The organism is Chitinophaga silvisoli (assembly GCF_003412465.1).
GTDB classification, from domain to species: domain Bacteria; phylum Bacteroidota; class Bacteroidia; order Chitinophagales; family Chitinophagaceae; genus Chitinophaga; species Chitinophaga silvisoli.
In genome coordinates, this window is sequence record NZ_QTJV01000009.1 from 512,064 (window position 1) to 533,144 (window position 21,081).

Here is a 21,081-nt window from a genome sequence, read left to right on the forward strand (position 1 = left end):
CTAGCAGATTAAAAGCCTATTAGGCTGCCCTAAGGTACAGTGCTTTTTATTCTCCCCAATCAGACTGTTACGTAAAAAGTAAGCCCCTATGTTCAATTACCCTTTTTTTTCAATAGCTTTGCGCCCTCATACAGTTCTTGATTATAAGATGATTAGCAGAAGAAATATCCGGGTAAAGGTCATGCAAACCCTTTATGCCCTGGAAACGATGGAGCCAGGTACTATTAAACCAGGTACGGCTACCAGCTTACTGAACGAGAAGCTGGACCAGACCAGTCAGATCTTTACCTATTTACTTTATTGCCTTACCCAGGTAGCGCAATATGCGGAAATAGACGCACAACAACGTGCATCCAAGCATCTTCCCTCAGCCGAAGACCTGACCGTAAACACCAAAATTGCAGGCAACGAATTCATTTTCCAGATTATTAATGACAAAGGATTCCAGGTAAACCTGGAGACCTGGAAGCTGAAACACCTACCAGAACAGGATATGCTGCGCAAGCTCTACAATACCCTTGTAGCGTCAGACATCTACCAGGAATACATTAAGGAGCCTTCCCGCAATAAAAAGACTGAAAAAGAAATTATAGAGTACATCTATAAGGAAATCCTCTCTCAAAGTGAGCTTTTCCTCCAGCATATGGAAGATACCTTCCTCCACTGGGGCGATGATGCAGAGATGATGTCCCTGCTGATTGCCAATTACATGCACAAACCACACCTGTTCAATTTCCTTCAGCTCATCAGCAGAGAAAAACTGGAATATGCCAAAGAACTCCTGCTGACCGTACTGGATAAGAAAGAATACAGCCTGGAACTGATCAAGCCAAAACTGCAGAACTGGGATCCTGAACGTATTGCCGCTGTAGATATGCTGCTCATGGAAATGGGCGTTTGCGAGTTCCTTTTCTTCCCGACCATCCCTACCAAGGTAACTATCAACGAATATATTGACCTTGCCAAGGCTTACAGTACGCCCCAGAGCGGGCAGTTTGTAAACGGCATACTGGACAATATTCTGAAAGACCTGGATGCGGCTAATCAGATAAAGAAAGTAGACCGTAACAAAAAATAGCTAATTTTGAGCCTATGAAGAAGGTATTCTATCTGCTCGCCTGTAGTACCCTCCTCCTGGGAGCATGCGGCGGAAACAAAAAAAGCAGCGAAAAAGGTGCCGGTACTACCGTAACCGAGGTAAAAACAGGCACGCCCGCCATCGCATTTGAAGAAATGGAACACGGCTTCGGCAATGTGGTAGAGGGCGAAAAAGTAGAATATTCCTTCAAATTCACAAACACTGGCGATGCGCCCCTGATCATTTCAGACGCCAGCTCCAGCTGTGGCTGCACCGTCCCCGACTGGCCTAAAGAGCCAATCCAGGCAGGAAAAAGCAGCTATATAAAAGTAGTGTTCAACAGCGCAGGCAAGTCCGGCTTCACTGCAAAACAGATCGTGCTCCATGCTAATACCAATCCATCATTGGTACAAGGACCCAAGATCATTTGCACAGTGGTAAAACAATAAACTAACAACAACAAATACAAACATTTACGATGTACACAAACATGCTTAACATTTTACTGATGGGAGCTCCGGGTGGAGCCCAGGGCGGTAACGGAGGTATGGTGCAGCTGCTGTTTTTTGGTGGTATGATCCTGGTGATGTGGTTATTCATGATCCGTCCTCAGACAAAAAAAGCTAAAGCACAGAAAGATTTTATCTCCAACCTCAGAGAAGGTGATAAAGTTGTTACCATCGCCGGTATCCACGGTAAGATCAATAAATTCTTCCCTGAAAACAATACCGTAAAGATCGAAGTTAGCGCAGGTACCTACCTGACTATCGAACGCTCTGCGATTTCCATGGAATATACTTCTGCTCAGCAGAAAGCTGCTGAAGCACCTGCTAAATAATGCTGTATCCGAAAGGATGACAGGTCCCAAATTCCTTTACCGGAGTTTGGGATTTTTTTTGATCTTTGGACATATGTTAAAAATAGGTATTACAGGAGGCATCGGCTCCGGCAAGAGTACAGTATGCAAGGTTTTCTCCCTGCTGGGTATCCCCGTTTACTATGCGGACGATGCCGCCAAAGAAATCATGCATACCGACGCTCTCCTCAAAGCCAGCATTAAAGAACACTTCGGGGAAGAGATGTACGATGAAAACGGCCAGCTTCAACGCGCAGCCCTGGGCAAAATTGTCTTCAATGACAAAGACAAACTGGAACTGCTCAATTCCCTCGTACACCCCGCCACCATCCGTCACAGCGAAGAATGGGCCGACAGGCAACAAGCTCCCTATATCATCAAGGAAGCCGCCCTCCTGTTCGAATCCGGTTCCTTCGCCTACCTGGACAGAATTATCGGCGTTACTGCCCCTCAGCCCCTGCGGATACTCAGGGTCATGAAGCGCGACAACGTATCCCGCGAGGATGTGCTGGCACGTATGTACAAACAGATCGAAGAACCCATCAAAATGAAATTGTGTGACGATGTCATTCACAATGATGAACAACAGATGGTCATACCTCAGGTGCTCGCCCTCCATGCTAAATTGCTGGAACTGGCAGCTGCCAAATAAATAACCTAAAGACTCATTTATCCGATGACCTGCAAGCAGGATTTTACAAAATTACAATGAGTTACTAACTAAAATATCTGCATGGGGAAAACCGTCAATTCGTCCAAAGCTACACCCGTACTGCTCCTGGAGCTGCAAAGTAATCATCCGGAACCGATTAAAATCAGCGCCGGTTTATTGAAAGAAGATGCCGGAGGCCGTACCTGTCAGCGAATGCCCCTGCACGATAAAAAATCCCTGTCCATATTCAATACCCTCCCTGCCGGCGTTCAACACCTGCTGGCCCCCTGTACACAGGAAGCCATGCTGTACAAAGAACTGCAGCTGAAAGAAAAATTCAGGGAAGCACCTGTAAGATCACAAACCTTACAACAATATGTGCAGGAAGGTATGCAGCAATACATCTATCATACCTTACAGCAATTACGCCCCCTCACACCCGTATTGCCCTGGTATACGATGATTACTGACGATAGCATGCTCATGAAACATACACGGCCCGCTACCGTCAATAATTATACGCCCACGCTCTCCTTTGAGCTGGTACAGGGTGATGACGGCGTGATCCGCATGGTGGCATTCGTCAATATCAACAACCAGCCTTTCCCCCTCTCCGGTTTTGAACACTATGGCTTCTTACTGCGCAGCCGTGGAGAACTCTTTATATTATCACCCGCCAGCGCCAATGCCATCGCAAAATTCTCCGGTGGGTATGTCGAAGCTATTCCAGGGGAGGAAGGCGCTTTTCTGCAGGAAGTAGTGATGCCGCTGAGCGAACAATTCCCGGTCAATAAAAGCATCCTGCTGGACAAAGAAGTAATCGATGTCTCCCCTTCCTGCAACATCTGGCTCAGTGAACTGAACAAATCTTTTCTCGTACTCACGCCGCAATGGCAGTACGGAGATTTTACTATCGATGATTCGCCGGATGCAATCGTACTGCGCACGGAAGGAGATACACAATTCGAAATCAAAAGACATCCTGAAGAAGAAAAAGAAATCATCGCCTTCATCCGCTCCCTGCATGCACGCTTTGCCCAGCAGCGCAACGGCTATTTCTATCTACCCTTTGCAGATGCAGAAAAGAACCAGTGGTTTGTAAAATGCTACCGCAAACTCACCGATCGTAATATCGGCGTATATGGTATGGATCAACTACAGCATTTCAGGTACAATACCAATGTGCCTGTCATGGATATCAACTGGAGCGGCGAAGACAAAGATGCCTTTGACCTGGAAATAAAGATCCGCTACGGCGATATCCCGGTGGCATTGACAGACCTGCAAAAGGCACTCCAGCACAAGCAACCACACTTATTACTGAAAGATGGCACCATCGGAGTAATACCCGATGAATGGCTGCATAAATATGACCTGCTCTGGAAACTGGGCCAGGTACAAAAAGACAAGCTGAAACTCTCCCGCCTGCATTTCACCATTGCACAGGAGCTGCTGCAGGGTAATCAATCTGAAGATACCTTACAACGCCTTCAGCGGCTACAGGCCCAGCCAGGTGCACATTTCCCTGTGCCTGCGGCTATACAGGCAAAACTGCGTAATTATCAACAGGCAGGCTTTGAGTGGATGTGTCTTCTCGATGCCATGCGCTGGGGAGGCTGCCTGGCAGATGATATGGGTCTGGGTAAAACACTGCAGACCATTACCTTTTTACAACACCTCACAGATAAATACCCGGGGGAAACACACCTGGTAGTATGCCCCACTTCCCTGATTTATAACTGGGAAAGTGAGCTGAAAAAGTTTGCCCCGACACTGCGATACATCGTTTATCATGGCAATAACCGCCAGTTTACACCTACAGGCTATGACCTGGTCATCACCAGCTATGGCACCATACGAAGTGACCAGGAGATCTTTGCCAGTCATGTATTTGGCTATGTTGTACTGGATGAAAGCCAGGTGATCAAGAATCCGACCTCCCAGACCACCAGGGCCCTGCAGGTGTTACAATCACGCAACCGCCTGATCCTGAGTGGTACACCTATTCAGAACAATACGATGGACCTGTATGCACAAATGAACTTTGCTAATCCGGGCCTGTTGGGCAACCAGGCATTTTTCCGTGCTGAATTTGCCATGCCGATTGACAAATATTCAGATGCTGAAAAAGCAGGACAACTACGCCGGCTCATATACCCCTTTCTCTTAAGGCGTACCAAGGAACAGATAGCCCAGGATCTGCCGGACAAGACCGAGATCATTATGTGGTGTGAAATGGGCGATGAGCAGCGACAGGCATACAACAGGATCCGCGATCTGTACAAAGAGAAAGTTTTCAACCGCATCCAGGAGCAGGGAATTGCAGCTAGCACGATTTATGTACTGGAAGGTCTGACACGGCTACGGCAGATCTGTAATGCCCCTCAGCTGGTGGAATCAGAATCGCATATTCCTCATTCTGTAAAACTGGATGAGCTGATGCGCGAGATCAGTGAAAACACCGGTGCTCACAAGGTATTGGTCTTCTCACAGTTCACCGGCATGCTTCAACTCATTGCAAAAGCTATGGAGCAGGAAGGACTGAAATTCCTTTATCTGGACGGTAGTACAAAGGCGGAGAACAGGCAGCAACTGGTAAATCAGTTCCAGGAAGAAGAGGAAATGCGGGTGTTCCTGATCAGTCTTAAAGCTGGTGGGGTGGGCCTGACACTGACAGCGGCCGATTATGTATACCTGGTAGATCCATGGTGGAATCCGGCCGCAGAGCAGCAGGCTATAGACCGTACACACCGTATAGGACAGCAGAATAAGGTGTTTGCCTACAAGATGATCTGTAAGGATAGTGTGGAAGAAAAAATCCTTGCATTACAGCAACGGAAAAAGATGATCGCAGATGACCTGATCAGTGAAGATACCGGTTTTGTCAAGAAGCTGACCGAAGATGATGTGGCGTTTTTGTTCAGTTAACGAAATTAATTTCCGAAATTTGTGATATGTTAAATAACTCCAGGTCAATTATCATGCTTATGGTGGCGCTCTTTGCCACTTCCCTGACGGTTCACGCCCAGCAACCGGTACCTCCGAAATTCCCTGAAGGATTTAATATTCAGAAAGGGGTAAATATTGGATACTGGCTGTCGGATGCCAGTGGTCGTAATGGAACAGCCCAGGTTGATTTTTTTGGTGAGAAAGACGTAATTTATCTGGCTCAGAAAGGTTTTGATCATTTACGTATACCCATCGACGAAGGTGAACTCTGGAACTACAAAAATGATAAATACGATGATGCATTTAAATATATACACGCTGCTATCGGCTGGTGTAAAGCCAATAAACTCCGTGTGATCATCGACCTGCATACCTTGAAAGGGCACCGCCTGTGGAGTAGTGATGATGAGCAGGACCGTTTTATTGCCATGTGGAAAGAACTGGCATTGGAACTGAAAAAATACCCGGCAAACCTGGTAGCGTATGAATTGCTGAGTGATCCGATTGCAGATAGTGCTGCAGAGTGGAATGAGCTGCTGGCCAAAACGATTAAAGCCATCCGTGAAATAGATCCTAAGAGAGTCATTGTAGTAAGTAGCAACCAGAGTGGCAGTTACAGTACATTTTCACAGCTGAAATTGCCGGAGGGAGAAAATCATATTATTCTCAATTTCCACTACTACGAGCCGGTCTACTTTACACATTATCGCTATAAAGACAGCAGGCAGCAGGACTATGGTGGGCCGGTTCATTACCCCGGTGCAACCATCACAGCCAGGGAGCTGAACGAGCAACCGGCTACAATCAGGAATTTGCTGGCCGGTAGTACACAGGATTATAATGAGGATGTAATAGCCGATCAGATAGCTACAGTAGCCAAAGTAGCGAAGAAGTTCAAAGTGCCTTTGATCTGTGGGGAATGGGGCTGTACGAACCTGGTGCCGAGGAAAGATAGAATGAGGTGGTATAAGGATATGAAGAAGGTGCTGGATAAGAATGCAATACCATGGACAGTATGGACGTATAAAGGAGATTTTGGCATCATGCAGGGGGATGGAAGCGAGGATGAAAAATTACTCAAACTACTCACCAAAGAATAAAAGAATTAAAACGGTTTTGTCAGACGACAAAACCGTTTTTTATTTAAGGTCATTAGCATGCCCTGAAAACTGAGAAAATGGCCCTATTCATATAAACACCGGACTGTGTATGGAAAATGGCTTTAATCGCTTCTTAAGGGCCTTTTTCCTGATCCAAATTTAATCTACCACTACTTTACGATCCAATATGCCAGCGCCAACCATACCAGTCCTTTCACCAGGAAGAACAGGAAACCCCAGATACCGACCCTTCTGATCCACTTTACCCAAGACTTTTTTTCAGTTGCTATTGCCATAAGTAACTTATTTACCTGCAAAATACCGCAAGGTATTTATAAGTCCACATTGCTTTTATCTATAGCCGGATAGAAAGCAAAAAGCCCCTCGGTTACACCGAAGGGCTCTTGTTTATCAAACATTTAATTGAACACTATTTCTTAACAGCTGTGCCAGCTAAGCCTTTTTTCTCTGCATCTTTTACAGGAATCGCTTCGCTTTCATTTGCCAGCTCATTCTTCTTGTCGAAGTCCACCAGAACCGGTGCAGCTACGAAGATTGAAGAATAAGTACCTGTGATCACACCGATCAGCATCGCGAATGCGAAACCACGGGTTACTTCACCACCGAAGATGAAGAGGATCAGGATGGTCAGGAATACTGTCAGAGATGTCATGACTGTACGGCTCAGGGTATCGTTGATCGCCTTGTTGATGATGGTGTCTCTTGACTGACCCTTCATCTGACCACCACGGAAGTATTCGCGGATTCGGTCGAATACGATCACCGTATCGTTCATGGAGAAACCTATTACCGTTAGGATTGCCGCAATGAAGTGCTGGTCAACTTCCAGTGGGAACGGAACGATATCGCGGCAGTAAGAGAATACAGCCAGTGTTACCATCACGTCGTGCAACAGGGAGAAGATTGTACCTATTGAATACTGCCATTTGTTGAAACGCAGCAGGATGTAAAGGAAGATCACTACCAGGGACAGGATCGTTGCCTTCACCGCACCTGCACGCAGGTCATCAGAGATGGTTGGAGATACTGTCTGTGAAGCTACAATGTAACGAGGTGAATTGAACACTTCGTAAGTTACTGATGGATCATAGAATTTCTTCAGACCATTGTACAGTTTCTCAGTTACTTCCTTATCAACTTCAGGGCTCTGTTCGTTGATTCTATAGTTGGTAGTAATGTTCAGCTGGTTTGTGTTACCGATAGTTTTCACATACGGCTCTGAATTGAATTCTTTCTCCAGGATGGTACGTACCTCTTCGGTCTGCATTGGCTGTTCGAAGCGAACAGTGAAGCTACGGCCACCATCAAAGTCAACACCGTGACGGAAACCATGGAAGAAGGAAGATGCACCCAGCAGGATCATGATACCAGAGATCACATAAGCATACTTTCTCTTACCTACGAAGTCAAAAGCAGCATGCTTGAAGATCTTCTTGGAGATCGGAGTGAAATATTCGAAGTGACGTTTCTTATTGGTATAGTAGTCAGTTACGATACGGGAGATCATGATACCACAGAACAGGGACAGTAACAGACCGATGATCTGAGTGGTAGCAAAGCCCAGTACCGGACCTAAACCGAAGTAGAACAGGATAATTGCTGTGAGCAGGGAGGTGATGTGACCATCCAGTACAGGAGCATAAGATCTTTTATAACCGAATTCCACCGCCTGTTGGTAAGTTCTGCCATGTACCAGCTCGTCCTTAATACGTTCGAAGATGATTACGTTTGTATCCACGGCCATACCTACAGTCAATACCAGACCCGCGATACCAGGCATCGTCAGCGTCGCACCCAGCGAAGCGAGAATACCGAAGGTGAACAGCAGGTTCAGGATCAGGGCGATGTTTGCAACGATACCGGCAGTATTATAATATACCAGCATCAGTACGAAGATCACGATGAAGGAGATGATGAAGGATTTAGCACCGGCTGCGATTGATTCAGCACCCAGGGTTGGTCCGACAATCTGTTCCTGTACGATCTTAGCCGGAGCTGGCATTTTACCAGACTTCAGGATATTCGCAAGGTCTTTCGCCTCTTCAACGGTAAAGCTACCGGTGATTTGGGAGTGACCACCAGGGATCTCATTGATAATAGAAGGAGCTGTGTAAACGATGCTATCCAGTACTACGGCAACGTAGTTCAGGTTAGCACGGCTTTCGTCAACACCACCTTTAGGAGCGAGTTCACCGGTCAGCTTTTTCCATTCTCTCGCACCTACGTTGTCCATAGACATGCTGATTTCAGCATTACCATTCTGGTCGTAGTCCTGTTTAGCGTCTACTACCCTTTCACCGCTTACGCGGGGAGTTGGGTTAGCAGGGTTGATTTTCAGGGCGAAAACGTCCAGCGGACCGTGTTTGTCAACTTTATTTTCAGGACCGAAAGCAAATACCAGGTCCTTAGGCATTACGTTTCTTACAGCTGGCAGTTTCAGGTAAGCTTTGAAAGCAGCAGTGTCGGAAGGCATGATTCTACCAACTACAGCGGAAGGTAAAGGCTGACCGTCCTGGGTGATCTGCGGGTGCAGAATAGCGAACAGCGGGTTAGTTTTCAGGAACTCCTTCTCTGCATCAGCCATCAGCTTAGCGGAGTCTACTTTACCACCTTTACCTTTTGCAGCAGAATCGCCCATGAAAGCAGCCAGGCTGCCATCTTTGGAAGTATCTCCGGCAGCAGCAGTAGCAGCAGCTGGTTTAGCAGCAGCGGCAGCAGCTGAATCAACAGCTGGATTACCGGCAGTTGCATTTTTCAATGCATCGTTCATTTTCACGAGCACGTTATTCACGAAGTCAGCATCGTTTCTGTAAGTTTCGCGGAACTCCAGGTTTGCACTCGCCTGCAGGTATTTCCTTACACGGTCAGGGTTGTCTACCCCAGCCAGTTCTACGGAGATGATACCTTTACTTTCGTCCAGGCTGATGTTTGGAGACGCTACCCCGAACTTGTCAATACGTTTTTGCAGTACGAGGTAAGTATTTTTAATTGCAGCACCTGCTTCGCGACGGATAACTTTCAGTACATCGTCGTTAGAAGTGTTGAAATTGATGTCTTTTTGATAAGCGTTGGCAAAAATGGTTGCCAGGCGACCCTGAGGTGCCACTTTTGCATACTCCTGTCCGAACAATGTTACAAAATCCGACTGGCTGGACTTCTTGGCAGCTGCAGCATTCTCCAGTGCTCTGTTGAAATCCTTGTCTGTCGAATGACCGCTCAGTGAACGGATCACATCTTCCACGCTCACATCGAGCACTACGTTCATACCTCCCTGGAGGTCAAGACCAAGATTCAGCTCTCTTTCCTTGGCTTTGGTATAGGTTATGTACCAGGGAAAACCCGCGATCTGTTGATTGCTGGTGCTATCCAGGATTCTTTGTCTTCTTGCTTTGATCAGATCAGTCAGTGTATCCTGATAAAAAGCGCGTGCCTCTTTATCGTTCTTGTACTTTTCTTCAGGCGTTTGGTTCGTCTTCAAGACGTCCGTTTTGGCTTGCAGGTCTACCTTGCTCTCGTAGCTGCGTACCAGAAACGTGAAAGACAAGTAATACACAGAGATAAGGATCAATGCACCGGCAAAAAATCTAACCAGTCCTTTAAGTTGCATATTGTTTCGGGTTTATAAAAAATTTTTAAGAGTTGCAAAGATAGAATTTAAATTGATATATTAAAGCCGGAGAAACTCAGAAAAGGAAAAAGGTGGAAAATATTGGTTCTCAACTCTTAAACCGGAGTTTTTTACCCTTTTTTAGTCTTCTCTAATGTGTGCCAATGCTTTTCTATCTGGTTGATAACTCTACTTTGCTGGCTGCAATACTAATAAAAATATGGAAACCACCAATTACCCACCCCCTAACTCTTTTTTGGAATCTTTATTAAAATCGCAGGCAAGCCGCCTTGGCCCTGTATTTTCTGATCCTGAACGATATCGCTTACAGATTATTTATACCAGGATCGACCGGGATGACCAAAATCAGCCTCACTGCACCGATTTTAGCTATAGACTGGACCCAAATGCATATTTTTACCCGGCCTCTACCGTAAAACTGGCAGCTGCCGCCCTCGCTCTTGAAAAGCTAAATGACCTTGCTATCCGGGGCCTGAACCGTCATACCATTATGCTCACCGATAGTCTGCCCGGTGCCACCCCCGCCGCCTTCACAGATGCCTCCTCCCCTTCCGGACTGCCCTCTATAGGTAATTATATAAAGAAGATCCTGCTGGTCAGCGACAACGATGCTTTTAACAGGCTCTATGAATTTATCGGCCAGGAGTCCTTTAATAAAAATCTCTGGTCCAAAGGCTATCCCGGGGCCCAGGTCCTCCACCGGGTAGGAGTCTCCGGTATTTCCCCCGAAAATAACCGGTATACCAACGCCATCACCTTTCGGCAGGGTCGGAAAATCATTCATCAGCAACCTGTTCAATATAGCCTCCTCACCTTTTCTCCCAGGAAAGATGAAATAGGGAAGGCCTATTATAATGAACAAAATAAATTAGTACAGGCGCCAATGGATGCTTCCCACAAAAACAGGATCTACCTGTCCGATCTGCATAATATTCTAAAAAGCATTATTTTTCCTGACCTTGTAACAAAATCTCAACGTTTCCGTTTAAAGGAGGACGACTATGGATTTTTATACCACTGTATGTCAGCGCAACCGCAGGAATCGGAGCGACCAACATACGATCCGGCAGTGTTTCATCATAACTATGTGAAGTTTCTGTTGTTTGGTGCAGAGAAAAACAACCGTATCAGTGGTGATGTACGCAGCTTTAACAAACCTGGATGGGCTTATGGCACCTTGACAGACGTAGCCTATATAGCGGACTTTAGCCACCAGGTAGAATTTATGTTATCTACAACTGTGTATGTAAACGACAATAATGGAATCTTGTCCGACGAAAATTACCAGTTCAAACAGATAGGCGAACCTTTCATGCAGGCTTTAGGTGAGCTTATTTATAATTATGAACGCCAGCGACAGCGGGCCTTTCGCCCTGACCTGTCCAGGTTCAGAATTGACTATTCCAACAAGAATTTTTAAAAAAACCAAGTTCTAATTCTATATTAAACAAGTGAGTGAAATGGTAACAAGTAAACGTTTAGGGGCAGTAGCGGCCCTTCTTGCAATGGTAACAGGGTTTACCTCATGTTTGAAAACTGAAAACACAACTCCTTCAAGACCCGTAGCAGCTTTCGTGGTGATCAATGGTATCAGCAGCGGTGCCAAACTGGATTTCTACGACAACTCTACAAAAATTAAGGACAGCGTATCTACCGGCTTTGCAGGCTACAACTACCAGGCATATGGCGGCACACATATCTTTGAACTGAAAAGATATGCTACCGGCACTACCGTGGTATCTACCAGTGCTGCTACCTACGATTCACTGAACTATTACACCCTGGTGGCATACGGTGACTCTACCTCCCCTGTGTTCTACCCCATCAAGGATACTGAATTCAGCGGTGCAAACAACGCCAACCTGAATATCCGTTTCTGGAACTTATCTTCCAACATCGGCCCGGTTGACCTGTACCTGAACTCTACCAAAGTGGATAGCAACGTGACCTACTCCCTGTCAAGACCTACTGCTGTGTTCAAGGCACTGACTACGGTTTCCACTGCTACTTCCATCACTGTAAAGAAGGCAGGTACTTCAACAGTTGTAGCAACTAACAATTCATCTACTACCCAGCTGACAACAGGTGGTGTATACACCATCTTCCTGACTGGCGATGTCAATACTACCACTGGTTCCCTGGCTCCTTATGTAGGTTATATCAAGAGCTACTATTAATAGAAAAACCCGTTTCTGTCAGTGACAGAAGCGGGTTTTTACCCTATCTTAGCCCTATGAGGCTAACTATCCTGTTCATTTTCCTGCTATCCTATACTTTTAGTAAGGCCCAGACTTCGCGCTATATTATCCAGTTACGCGATAAAGCACACAGTACCTGGTCGCTCAGCCAGCCCTCTCAATTGCTGAGTACCAAAGCCCTTGAACGCAGAACCAGGCAACACCTTTCTTTAGACAGCACAGACCTGCCGGTATCTTCTTCTTACCGGGATAGCATTGTTGCTGCCGGCAACGTAAAGATCCTTTATACTTCCCGCTGGTTTAACCAGGTCATCATACAAACATCTGACACCCTTGCCCTGAGAAAAATTCAATCCTTTCCCTTTGTCGTCAATACCCGCAGCGAAGGCCGGAAATCTGCCGCCCGCAAGGCGACACCTGTTCCCGAAAAAATTAGTGGAGATGAAACTTATGGTGGGGCAAAACCGCAAATGGAACTGCATCATGCACAATTCCTGCATGACAATAATTATAAAGGACAGCAAATGATCATCGCTGTCATTGACAATGGTTTCCCCTCCGTCGATGTAAACAGGGCTTTTACTACAACCAGGATCATCAGCACCTGGGATTTTGTAAATGCTGCCGCTAACGTATACGCCTATGGTGATCATGGTGCGCAAGTACTTTCCATTCTTGCTGCCAATCTGCCAAATGAAATGATAGGATCAGCACCGGATGCGGCTTACATACTCCTGCGCACAGAAGAACAGGAATGGGAAAAACCCATTGAAGAAAATAACTGGGTAGCTGCTGCCGAATATGCAGATAGTGCAGGGGCAGATCTCATCTCCTCCTCTCTTGGATACAATACCTTTGATGATCCTGTTTATGACCATACTTACGCAGAGCTGGACGGGAAAACAACTATCATCGCCCGTGCAGCCGCCATGGCGGCTGCGAAGGGAATGATCACGGTAGTGGCGGCAGGCAATGAAGGTACGACTGACTGGCATTTTCTGCTTACACCTGCTGATGCAGATAGTATTCTGACAGTGGGTGCAGTAAACGCTGAAGGCGATTATGCTGCCTTCAGCAGCCATGGCCCTACTTCAGATGGCCGAATCAAACCAGATGTAGTATCCCTTGGGCAGGGTGGTCAGATTGTATTGCCAAACGGTACCCTCACCCTGGCGAGTGGTACTTCCTTTGCAGCACCGGTGATAGCAGGTCTCAGCGCTTGTTTATGGCAGGCATTCCCAAACAGCACTAATGTACAGGTAATCAATGCTATCAGGGCCAGCAGTAGCCAGTATTCGACACCGGACAATAACAAAGGTTATGGCATACCGAACTTTAGTACGGCATTCAATATCCTGCAAGCCAGCACCTTATCGGCCGACAGCTCGCAATTGCAGCACAGTTGGCTGAAAGCAATTCCCAACCCTTTCAGCAGTGGCATCAAAGCGTTTGTGCATGTAAATGCCGGGCAGCAGGTAGAACTGGCCCTCTATGACAACAATGGCCGCAGGATCAGGACCACGAAATTTACTGCTGATACTGATTATTATTACTACTCCTGGCCAGCCCACTTCTCCTCATTACCTGCTGGTATATACTATTTAAGAGGCCAGAAAGGCAGGGAAAAGGCTGTGGTGAAGCTCCTAAAAAGATAAGTATTTCCGTTCCTCCTAATTAGGATCACAGATTTCTTCCGTCATCAGTTATAAAATTATTGTAGGTTTGTTGCTGGTCGCGCACCTACTAAACATTTTTGTTATGAAGCATTTGGAATTAGCAGAAAGGCTGTCAAGAATCTCTGAGCCACAAACGATCAAAATGGCTAAGCTGAGCCGTGAGTTGAAAGCGCAGGGTATAGACATCGTAGATCTGAGTATTGGCGAACCTGATTTTGATACGCCTGCCCACATCAGGGAGGCAGCAAAAAAAGCCATCGACGAAGGCTTTACGCATTACACACCAGTAGCTGGTATTGCAGATTTGCGTGCGGCAGTGGTGAAGAAACTGCAACGTGATAACAACCTGGAATACCTGCCCGAGCAGATTGTGGTATCGACTGGTGCCAAACAAAGCATTGCCAATGCAGTGCTGAGTGTAATCAATCCTGGTGACGAGGTCATTATCCCTACACCGTATTGGGTCACTTATTCAGAATTAGTAAAACTCTGTCAGGGTAAGGTTGTGTTTGTACCCTGCGGTATTGAGAATAAATTCAAGATCACTCCAGCGCAACTGAAAGCGGCGATTACGCCAAAGACTAAGTTGTTCATGTTCTCCTCACCCTGCAATCCTACCGGGTCTGTATATAGTAAAGAAGAACTGAAAGCACTGGCTGATGTATTTGCTAAACATCCGGGAATCTATGTATTGGCTGATGAGATTTACGAATACATCAACTATGTAGGTAAGCACGAAAGCATTGCACAATTCGAAGGCATGAAAGACCGCACCATTATTATCAATGGTCTGAGTAAGGGCTTTGCTATGACCGGATGGCGTTTGGGATACCTGGCGGCACCGCCTGCAGTAGCGAAGGCTGCTGAAAATATCCAGAGCCAGTTCACCTCCGCTACCTGTTCTATTACACAAAAGGCGGCAGTAGCAGCACTGAATGGTCCGAAAGATTCTGCTGACGAGATGCTGGCAGAGTTCACAAAAAGAAGGGCATTCGTATTCGAACAGATGAGCCAGATGCCGGGCCTGAAACTGATCAACCCGGATGGTGCATTTTATATGTTTCCCGATGTAAGCAGCTTCTTTGGCAAGTCTTACGACGGCGAAGTGGTAAACAATGCCGATGATCTGTGTATGTACCTCTTACACAAGGCAAATGTGACTTTCGTGACAGGTTCTGCCTTCCAGCAGCCAAATGCGATCCGTATTTCTTATGCTGCTTCTATGGAGAAGCTGCAGGAGGGTATGAAGCGTTTGAAAGCAGGTCTGGAAAAACTAGCATAATTAATTCATTTTCTATAGAAAAAGCTTTTGCCGGATTGGCAAAAGCTTTTTTTTGCCGCTATATCTGCACATTTTTATTTATATATTTGCACCTGCAAACAACCGTTGTACATGGGTAATATCTCAACGCAAAGCATGCTTTTTATTGTATTAGGCATCGGCATCTTAACTATTCTATATATGACCTTAAGGGATATGTTCCTGAAACCTAAAGAAAAGGAGGCAACACCTGCCACCACAGCTCCTGTGTCGGAAAAGCGCAGCAGCGACGCAGCTGTACTGCCCCTGCAATTACAAGCCTATGAAAGAATGGCATTGCTGGTAGACCGCATCAACCTGCAAAACCTGATCAGCCGTGTATATCAGCCAGGTCTTGGTGCTACAGACATGCAGGTAGGCCTGATTCACACGATCAAAGCTGAATTTGACCACAATGTAACACAGCAGATCTACGTTTCACCACTTGCCTGGGAAGCTGTAAAAACACTGAAAGAACAAACCATCACGATCATCAACCAGGTAGCCAGTCAGCTCCCTGCCGAAGCCAGCGCGATGGATCTCAATAAACAGATTCTGGAAGTATTCCTCCAGGCCGAATCTTCACCTGCCGAAATGACCGCGCAGATTGTGAATGCCGAAGCCCGCAAATTATTCTAACAAAAAGAAGGTTGTACCAAAAGTAATTTGATGGCAATTAGAATTTAATCAAAGAAAATTCTCTCCATCAGGGATCCGGATTACACCCCGGAAATTTACTTTTGATACGACCTTTTTTTATTATTCCTGTACCATCATCACTCTTCGTGGCCGGATTACCTCATAGAGTAAATAGCCCTTTCCATTAAAGTGTATATATAATGGCGGCCCCTGATACCATGGCAGCCCCGGTACTTTCTTATGTGCCTGGATGTGCAGGTGTGGTTCCGTACTAAATCCTGAATTGCCCACACAGCCCATTGGCTGTCCTTTCTTAATCACTTCCCCGTCGTGCACGATCACGCTCCCCTCTTTCATATGTCCTAAAAAGATGAAACTGTTGGTCGTTTCGATAATCACCTGGTTGGTATTATTAGGACCACGGCTCATATCCGGCGGAATATTATCCGGGTTATTGCCGTAGGCTTTTAACACCCGGCCATCGCAGGGACTATATAAGGTATCGCCAAATATTTCATAATCCGACAACTTTTTACTGAAGATCTTATTGGCACGCCTGCCATCCGGCTTAAGTTTTACGATATCCATGGCGTAAATAGCCCCTCTCAGGCTATAATGAAACAGGTTCGTAGGCAATCCCTTCCCGCCCTGCAGCACGAAGTATCGTCCGGTCTTCATGGGGAAAGACAATTCAATCGTTTCCGGTTTGCCGGTGGTGCCGGTAAAATAAAGGATACTCAACAGGGATAAACCTGCACCGAAAAGTAAATTGAAGATGATCTGCCAGGTCCTGGATGCCCGCTTCCCCCTTTTCCGGCGGAGAAAGCCAATAATCAGGGCCAGCAGGAGACTGATGCCAAAGACATACTTTGCTTCGATAGTCAGGTATACCCAGGTGCCATAGAGATAAATAAATACTCCCAGGGATAATCCGGCAAAAAGACGTGACCAGTTGTGGCGGAATAGGGCTGCAGCAGCAGTATAAGTAAAGAAAATGCTGAACAGGGCCAGGGCAAAAGTGAGTAATAACAGTGCGTAAATAAACATAGCTTATTCGGTAAATCTTTCAGGAACGGTCCTGCAAATTATCAAAATTTGGTCTTCGCGGAATACGGTAATAATTATGTAACATTGTCTATCATACATCATTATTCCACGAACACGCATATTATGGAAAATATCATCAAAACAGATGCCGGTATTATCATTGAGCCAGTATATACCCAACCGGTATCCATGGATGAGTTGCCCGGACAATTTCCCTTCACAAGAGGTGTACATGCCAGCATGTACCGCGACAAACTCTGGACCATGCGGCAGTATGCGGGTTTCAGTACTGCAGAAGCATCGAACCAGCGCTACCATTATTTACTCAGTCAGGGGGTAATGGGGCTGAGTGTTGCCTTTGATCTGCCTACACAGATCGGGTATGATTCAGATCATGCCATGTCCGAAGGGGAAGTAGGCAAGGTAGGTGTGGCCATTGATTCACTGGAAGATATGGAAAGGCTCTTTGCCGGGATCAAACTGGAGGACATATCGACCAGTATGACCATCAACGCAACAGGATTTATCTTACTTGCTTTGTACGTGGCCCTTGCTAAAAAGCAGGGAGCGGATCTGCATAAAATATCGGGGACTATTCAGAATGATATCCTCAAGGAATACGCTGCGAGAGGCACCTTTATATATCCGCCCAAGCCATCCATGCGCCTGATTACAGACATCTTTGCCTGGTGCAGTACCGAGGTACCCAAATGGAATACGATTTCCATTTCAGGCTATCATATCCGTGAGGCAGGAGCCAATGCGGTGCAGGAACTGGCCTTTACGCTGGCTAACGGTAAGGCCTATCTAAAAGCCGCCATTGAAAAAGGGCTGGCCATCAATGTCTTTGCCAGGAGGTTGTCTTTCTTTTTCAATGCACATAATCACCTCTTTGAGGAGGTGGCCAAGTTCAGGGCAGCCAGGAGGATGTGGGCCAATATGACAAAGGAACTGGGGGCGACAGACCCCAAAGCGCAAATGCTGCGTTTTCATACACAAACGGGGGGCAGTACCCTGACAGCACAACAGCCTCATAATAATATTGTACGTGTTGCGGTGCAAACCCTGGCAGCAACACTGGGAGGTACACAATCATTGCATACGAATGGCTATGATGAGGCATTGTCACTGCCTACGGAGGAAGCTGCACGCATTGCACTGCGTACCCAGCAGATTGTGGGCTATGAAAGTGGAGTGGCTGATACCGTGGACCCCCTGGCAGGTTCCTATTATGTAGAGGCCCTGACGAATGAAGTGGAGGCAAAAGCCTGGGAACTGATCCATCGTATCGATGCAATGGGTGGGGCGGTAAGTGCGATAGAACAGGGTTTTGTGCAGGATGAGATTGCGAAAAGTGCTTACTTATACCAGCAGGAAATAGAACGGGGCGAAAAGATAATAGTGGGGGTCAACAAGTTTACGGTAAAGGAAGAAGGCACACCCGAGATCTTCAGGATAGATGATAGTATCAGGCAGGTACAAACGGAAAGATTGCAATCGCTCAGGAGCAGAAGGGACAACGTAGCGGTACAGGCTATTTTGAACAGGCTGGAAGCAGCAGCGCATACAGAGGAGAACCTGATGCCGATAGTGGTGGAGGCTGTGGAAACTTTGTGTACGCTGGGTGAAATAGCAGACACCTTAAGAAAAGTATTCGGCGAATATAAATAACTACGAAAACTTAGCCGGCCGCAGGCCTTCTCCAAGCGGCCCCGAAAAAATCGCTTACGCCTACGGTATAAGCGATTTTTTCGTTTTGTTTTCTGTATTTTTGGCCATGTCTTTTATCTACCATAACACCTGTCCGGTATGTGGAGCCGCAACTTCACATAAAGTACTGACAGCCAAAGATTACACCGTTTCAAAAGAAACCTTCGATATTATACATTGCGGACATTGCAGCGTACGTTACACACAGAACGTTCCTGACAATGCCAACATCGGTCGCTATTATCAATCGCAGGAATACATCTCCCACTCAGAAACCCGCCAGGGTCTCATCAACCGTTTATACCACAGCGTGAGGAAAATCACCCTGCGCAGTAAACAAAACTGGGTAAAGGCAGCAACAGGTCTTAAACAAGGTTCCATTCTCGACATTGGTTGTGGTACCGGCTCCTTCCTTCACTTCATGCAACAGGGCGGCTGGGAGATCACTGGTCTTGAACCGGATGATACTGCCCGTCAGAACGCAAAGACATTATACAATATCGAACCCCGCCCATCAGCAGATCTCTTCACACTGCCTGCCGGGCAATTCGATGCTATCACCATGTGGCATGTACTGGAACATGTACATACCTTACATGACTATATCCGCCAGATCCGTACATTACTGAAACCGGAAGGCGCACTGCTCATCGCGGTACCTAACTACACCTCTCCCGATGCAGAGCATTATGCTGAACACTGGGCAGCATACGATGTGCCCCGGCACCTGTATCACTTCTCTCCTGCTGCTATGAAAGTATTGCTGAAGCAACATAAGATCAGGGTAGTGAAAAAACACCCGATGGTATTTGATGGATTTTATGTGAGTCTGCTGAGTGAGAAATATAAGACAGGTGGCAACGGCCTTTTCAAGGGTTTTTGGAATGGTTTTATTTCATGGAGGAAAGGCCTGAAGGAAGTAGACAGATGTAGTTCTGTCGTGTATGAATGTAAAGCAGAATAATCTGTTCAATATATTGTAAGCCGGTAGCAATTACGCTACCGGCTTTTTTTTGCTCATGCATCAGCTAATAAGAATATCTTTCTTATTAATTAATACAAGTAGTTCAATGCGATAATATCGTTCGCGTTGAAGGTACGGTTGCCACCATTGGAGCAAGACAGCATCCATGAATTGGCATCAGCACCTGTTGGCGTACCTGGAATCCAGATAGCACCAACACTTGAAGCACCTTCGTTGGTAGCAGAACCACCACAGCTGTAAGAACGATCGAAGTAATCAGTATGACGGAAACCAATACAGTGACCGATTTCATGCTGGATTACGGAACCTACATACAATACGTTTGGATTGCTGCCATAAGCCTGAGAGTTGGTATTCATCAGGATAGAGCTGTAAGGATTACCACTGTTGGTTGGGAAACCTGAAGAACCCAGGGTGATGTAACCACCGCTAGGGCCCTCGTTAAAACCAGAGATAGTAATGTTTGCAGTACCGCTGGTGATGCGGGTGAAAGTAATGGCCAGACCCAGGCGGTTGTAACGGGCAATAGCAGTATCAGTACCTGCTACATAAGCGCTACCAAGGCTGCTTGCAACCTTGACCTTGATAGTACGTGGTGTACCTGTTACCAGGTTAGTAGTGCGATATTGTTCTGAACTTGCTACACGCAGCACAGGGCCGGTGTATTTAGCATTCAGATCTTCTTCAGTGAGGCGGATATCACCTTCTACAATGTAATCATTGCCGAATTTGTGAACATCAGCAGCGCTAAAACCGAGTGCTTCGATCTTTGCGAGGGTTTCAGTAGAAATAGCATCGGCAGATTTAGTGCTGTTTACATTATCTTTTTTACAGGACACAGTGGCTACTGCGATGCCTGCCATCAGACACAATAAGGCGTTGAATGAATGTTTACGCATACATTTAGATTTGGGTTTGGGTTTCAGGAAAATGAAGATATTATTAGCTGATTCGCTGATGAAAAACAGACGTATTCATCATCAGTAAATACAGCTAACGACAGATAATAACTCGTGCTTACAATTGCTGCACTACACGTGCATCATGCATGTTTAAATTGTTTACTGCTAAACCATAATTTTAGTGCTCATAAAGTGATGCGGGTAAAAGATACGGTATGGCAAGATCCGCGTCCTCTCCGGGTTTTCAATGATTATTTGATTCCTTTGGTTAACGCCATTATATGGCTGTTTACTTCATCTCTGGTATCAATTGCCTCGACGTTTAGATTTTAGTTGCTCG

17 protein-coding genes are annotated in these 21,081 nt (G+C 46.2%); 13 read left to right on the top strand and 4 right to left on the bottom strand.

What is annotated here, in order from left to right:
* Positions 1-181: 181 nt before the first annotated feature.
* The 6 genes from nusB (at position 182) to DXN04_RS23980 (ending at position 6,635) form a co-directional block, all read left to right on the top strand.
* Entirely contained in the window at positions 182-1,078 is an 897-nt protein-coding gene (gene nusB, locus DXN04_RS23955; protein WP_233525671.1) for a transcription antitermination factor NusB, read from the top strand.
* A 14-nt stretch (positions 1,079-1,092) separates the two neighbouring features.
* Positions 1,093-1,527, top strand: coding sequence for a DUF1573 domain-containing protein (locus DXN04_RS23960; RefSeq protein WP_116855923.1), 435 nt, complete (start codon positions 1,093-1,095; stop codon positions 1,525-1,527).
* A gap of 41 nt (positions 1,528-1,568) precedes the next feature.
* The gene (gene yajC / locus DXN04_RS23965) at positions 1,569-1,916 is read left to right on the top strand and encodes a preprotein translocase subunit YajC (RefSeq protein ID WP_233525672.1); all 348 of its coding nucleotides are present in this window, start codon (positions 1,569-1,571) and stop codon (positions 1,914-1,916) included.
* A 73-nt stretch (positions 1,917-1,989) separates the two neighbouring features.
* Positions 1,990-2,586, top strand: coding sequence for a dephospho-CoA kinase (gene coaE / locus DXN04_RS23970; protein ID WP_116855925.1), 597 nt, complete (start codon positions 1,990-1,992; stop codon positions 2,584-2,586).
* An 81-nt stretch (positions 2,587-2,667) separates the two neighbouring features.
* A complete protein-coding gene (locus DXN04_RS23975) occupies positions 2,668-5,514 on the top strand; it encodes a DEAD/DEAH box helicase (RefSeq protein ID WP_116855926.1) in 2,847 nt (948 codons plus the stop codon).
* A gap of 26 nt (positions 5,515-5,540) precedes the next feature.
* On the top strand, positions 5,541-6,635 hold the full coding sequence (locus DXN04_RS23980; RefSeq protein ID WP_116855927.1) for a glycoside hydrolase family 5 protein: 1,095 nt from the start codon (positions 5,541-5,543) through the stop codon (positions 6,633-6,635).
* 170 nt (positions 6,636-6,805) lie between these two features.
* Here the strand turns inward: DXN04_RS23980 and DXN04_RS23985 are convergent, their stop codons facing one another.
* Together DXN04_RS23985 and secDF are read right to left on the bottom strand one after the other, a co-directional pair.
* A complete protein-coding gene (locus DXN04_RS23985) occupies positions 6,806-6,931 on the bottom strand; it encodes an alanyl-tRNA synthetase (protein ID WP_116855928.1) in 126 nt (41 codons plus the stop codon).
* Between the two features lie 134 nt (positions 6,932-7,065).
* Positions 7,066-10,263 carry a protein translocase subunit SecDF gene (secDF, locus tag DXN04_RS23990; RefSeq protein ID WP_116855929.1) on the bottom strand — a complete coding sequence of 1,066 codons (3,198 nt, stop codon included), beginning with the start codon at positions 10,261-10,263 and terminating at the stop codon, positions 7,066-7,068.
* 256 nt (positions 10,264-10,519) lie between these two features.
* Between secDF and DXN04_RS23995 the strand changes: the two genes are divergently transcribed.
* The 5 genes from DXN04_RS23995 to DXN04_RS24015 all read left to right on the top strand — a co-directional run bounded on the left by DXN04_RS23995 (position 10,520) and on the right by DXN04_RS24015 (position 16,097).
* On the top strand, positions 10,520-11,704 hold the full coding sequence (locus DXN04_RS23995) for a serine hydrolase (protein WP_158569126.1): 1,185 nt from the start codon (positions 10,520-10,522) through the stop codon (positions 11,702-11,704).
* Between the two features lie 40 nt (positions 11,705-11,744).
* On the top strand, positions 11,745-12,461 hold the full coding sequence (locus tag DXN04_RS24000) for a DUF4397 domain-containing protein (protein ID WP_116855931.1): 717 nt from the start codon (positions 11,745-11,747) through the stop codon (positions 12,459-12,461).
* 56 nt (positions 12,462-12,517) lie between these two features.
* On the top strand, positions 12,518-14,137 hold the full coding sequence (locus tag DXN04_RS24005; RefSeq protein WP_116855932.1) for a S8 family peptidase: 1,620 nt from the start codon (positions 12,518-12,520) through the stop codon (positions 14,135-14,137).
* Between the two features lie 103 nt (positions 14,138-14,240).
* Positions 14,241-15,440 carry a pyridoxal phosphate-dependent aminotransferase gene (locus tag DXN04_RS24010; RefSeq protein WP_116855933.1) on the top strand — a complete coding sequence of 400 codons (1,200 nt, stop codon included), beginning with the start codon at positions 14,241-14,243 and terminating at the stop codon, positions 15,438-15,440.
* 135 nt (positions 15,441-15,575) lie between these two features.
* Positions 15,576-16,097 carry a DUF7935 family protein gene (locus tag DXN04_RS24015; protein ID WP_449384899.1) on the top strand — a complete coding sequence of 174 codons (522 nt, stop codon included), beginning with the start codon at positions 15,576-15,578 and terminating at the stop codon, positions 16,095-16,097.
* Between the two features lie 120 nt (positions 16,098-16,217).
* On the opposite strand, the gene DXN04_RS24020 is transcribed toward DXN04_RS24015, so the two are convergent.
* On the bottom strand, positions 16,218-17,144 hold the full coding sequence (locus DXN04_RS24020; RefSeq protein WP_116855935.1) for a peptidoglycan DD-metalloendopeptidase family protein: 927 nt from the start codon (positions 17,142-17,144) through the stop codon (positions 16,218-16,220).
* Between the two features lie 123 nt (positions 17,145-17,267).
* On the opposite strand from DXN04_RS24020, the gene DXN04_RS24025 reads away from it, so the two are divergent.
* Together DXN04_RS24025 and DXN04_RS24030 are read left to right on the top strand one after the other, a co-directional pair.
* Positions 17,268-18,815, top strand: a complete 1,548-nt coding sequence (locus tag DXN04_RS24025; protein WP_116855936.1) for an acyl-CoA mutase large subunit family protein — start codon at positions 17,268-17,270, stop codon at positions 18,813-18,815.
* A 106-nt stretch (positions 18,816-18,921) separates the two neighbouring features.
* Positions 18,922-19,818, top strand: coding sequence for a class I SAM-dependent methyltransferase (locus DXN04_RS24030; RefSeq protein WP_116855937.1), 897 nt, complete (start codon positions 18,922-18,924; stop codon positions 19,816-19,818).
* A gap of 89 nt (positions 19,819-19,907) precedes the next feature.
* On the opposite strand, the gene DXN04_RS24035 is transcribed toward DXN04_RS24030, so the two are convergent.
* A complete protein-coding gene (locus DXN04_RS24035) occupies positions 19,908-20,738 on the bottom strand; it encodes a M57 family metalloprotease (protein ID WP_116855938.1) in 831 nt (276 codons plus the stop codon).
* Positions 20,739-21,081 lie beyond the last annotated feature (343 nt).

Coding starts and splice junctions, on each gene's coding strand:
- nusB (WP_233525671.1), top strand. CDS start 182: ATGCAAACCCTTTATGCCCTGGAAACGATGGAGCCAGGTACTATTAAA.
- DXN04_RS23960 (WP_116855923.1), top strand. CDS start 1,093: ATGAAGAAGGTATTCTATCTGCTCGCCTGTAGTACCCTCCTCCTGGGA.
- yajC (WP_233525672.1), top strand. CDS start 1,569: ATGCTTAACATTTTACTGATGGGAGCTCCGGGTGGAGCCCAGGGCGGT.
- coaE (WP_116855925.1), top strand. CDS start 1,990: ATGTTAAAAATAGGTATTACAGGAGGCATCGGCTCCGGCAAGAGTACA.
- DXN04_RS23975 (WP_116855926.1), top strand. CDS start 2,668: ATGGGGAAAACCGTCAATTCGTCCAAAGCTACACCCGTACTGCTCCTG.
- DXN04_RS23980 (WP_116855927.1), top strand. CDS start 5,541: ATGTTAAATAACTCCAGGTCAATTATCATGCTTATGGTGGCGCTCTTT.
- DXN04_RS23985 (WP_116855928.1), bottom strand. CDS start 6,931: ATGGCAATAGCAACTGAAAAAAAGTCTTGGGTAAAGTGGATCAGAAGG.
- secDF (WP_116855929.1), bottom strand. CDS start 10,263: ATGCAACTTAAAGGACTGGTTAGATTTTTTGCCGGTGCATTGATCCTT.
- DXN04_RS24000 (WP_116855931.1), top strand. CDS start 11,745: ATGGTAACAAGTAAACGTTTAGGGGCAGTAGCGGCCCTTCTTGCAATG.
- DXN04_RS24005 (WP_116855932.1), top strand. CDS start 12,518: ATGAGGCTAACTATCCTGTTCATTTTCCTGCTATCCTATACTTTTAGT.
- DXN04_RS24010 (WP_116855933.1), top strand. CDS start 14,241: ATGAAGCATTTGGAATTAGCAGAAAGGCTGTCAAGAATCTCTGAGCCA.
- DXN04_RS24015 (WP_449384899.1), top strand. CDS start 15,576: ATGCTTTTTATTGTATTAGGCATCGGCATCTTAACTATTCTATATATG.
- DXN04_RS24020 (WP_116855935.1), bottom strand. CDS start 17,144: ATGTTTATTTACGCACTGTTATTACTCACTTTTGCCCTGGCCCTGTTC.
- DXN04_RS24025 (WP_116855936.1), top strand. CDS start 17,268: ATGGAAAATATCATCAAAACAGATGCCGGTATTATCATTGAGCCAGTA.
- DXN04_RS24030 (WP_116855937.1), top strand. CDS start 18,922: ATGTCTTTTATCTACCATAACACCTGTCCGGTATGTGGAGCCGCAACT.
- DXN04_RS24035 (WP_116855938.1), bottom strand. CDS start 20,738: ATGCGTAAACATTCATTCAACGCCTTATTGTGTCTGATGGCAGGCATC.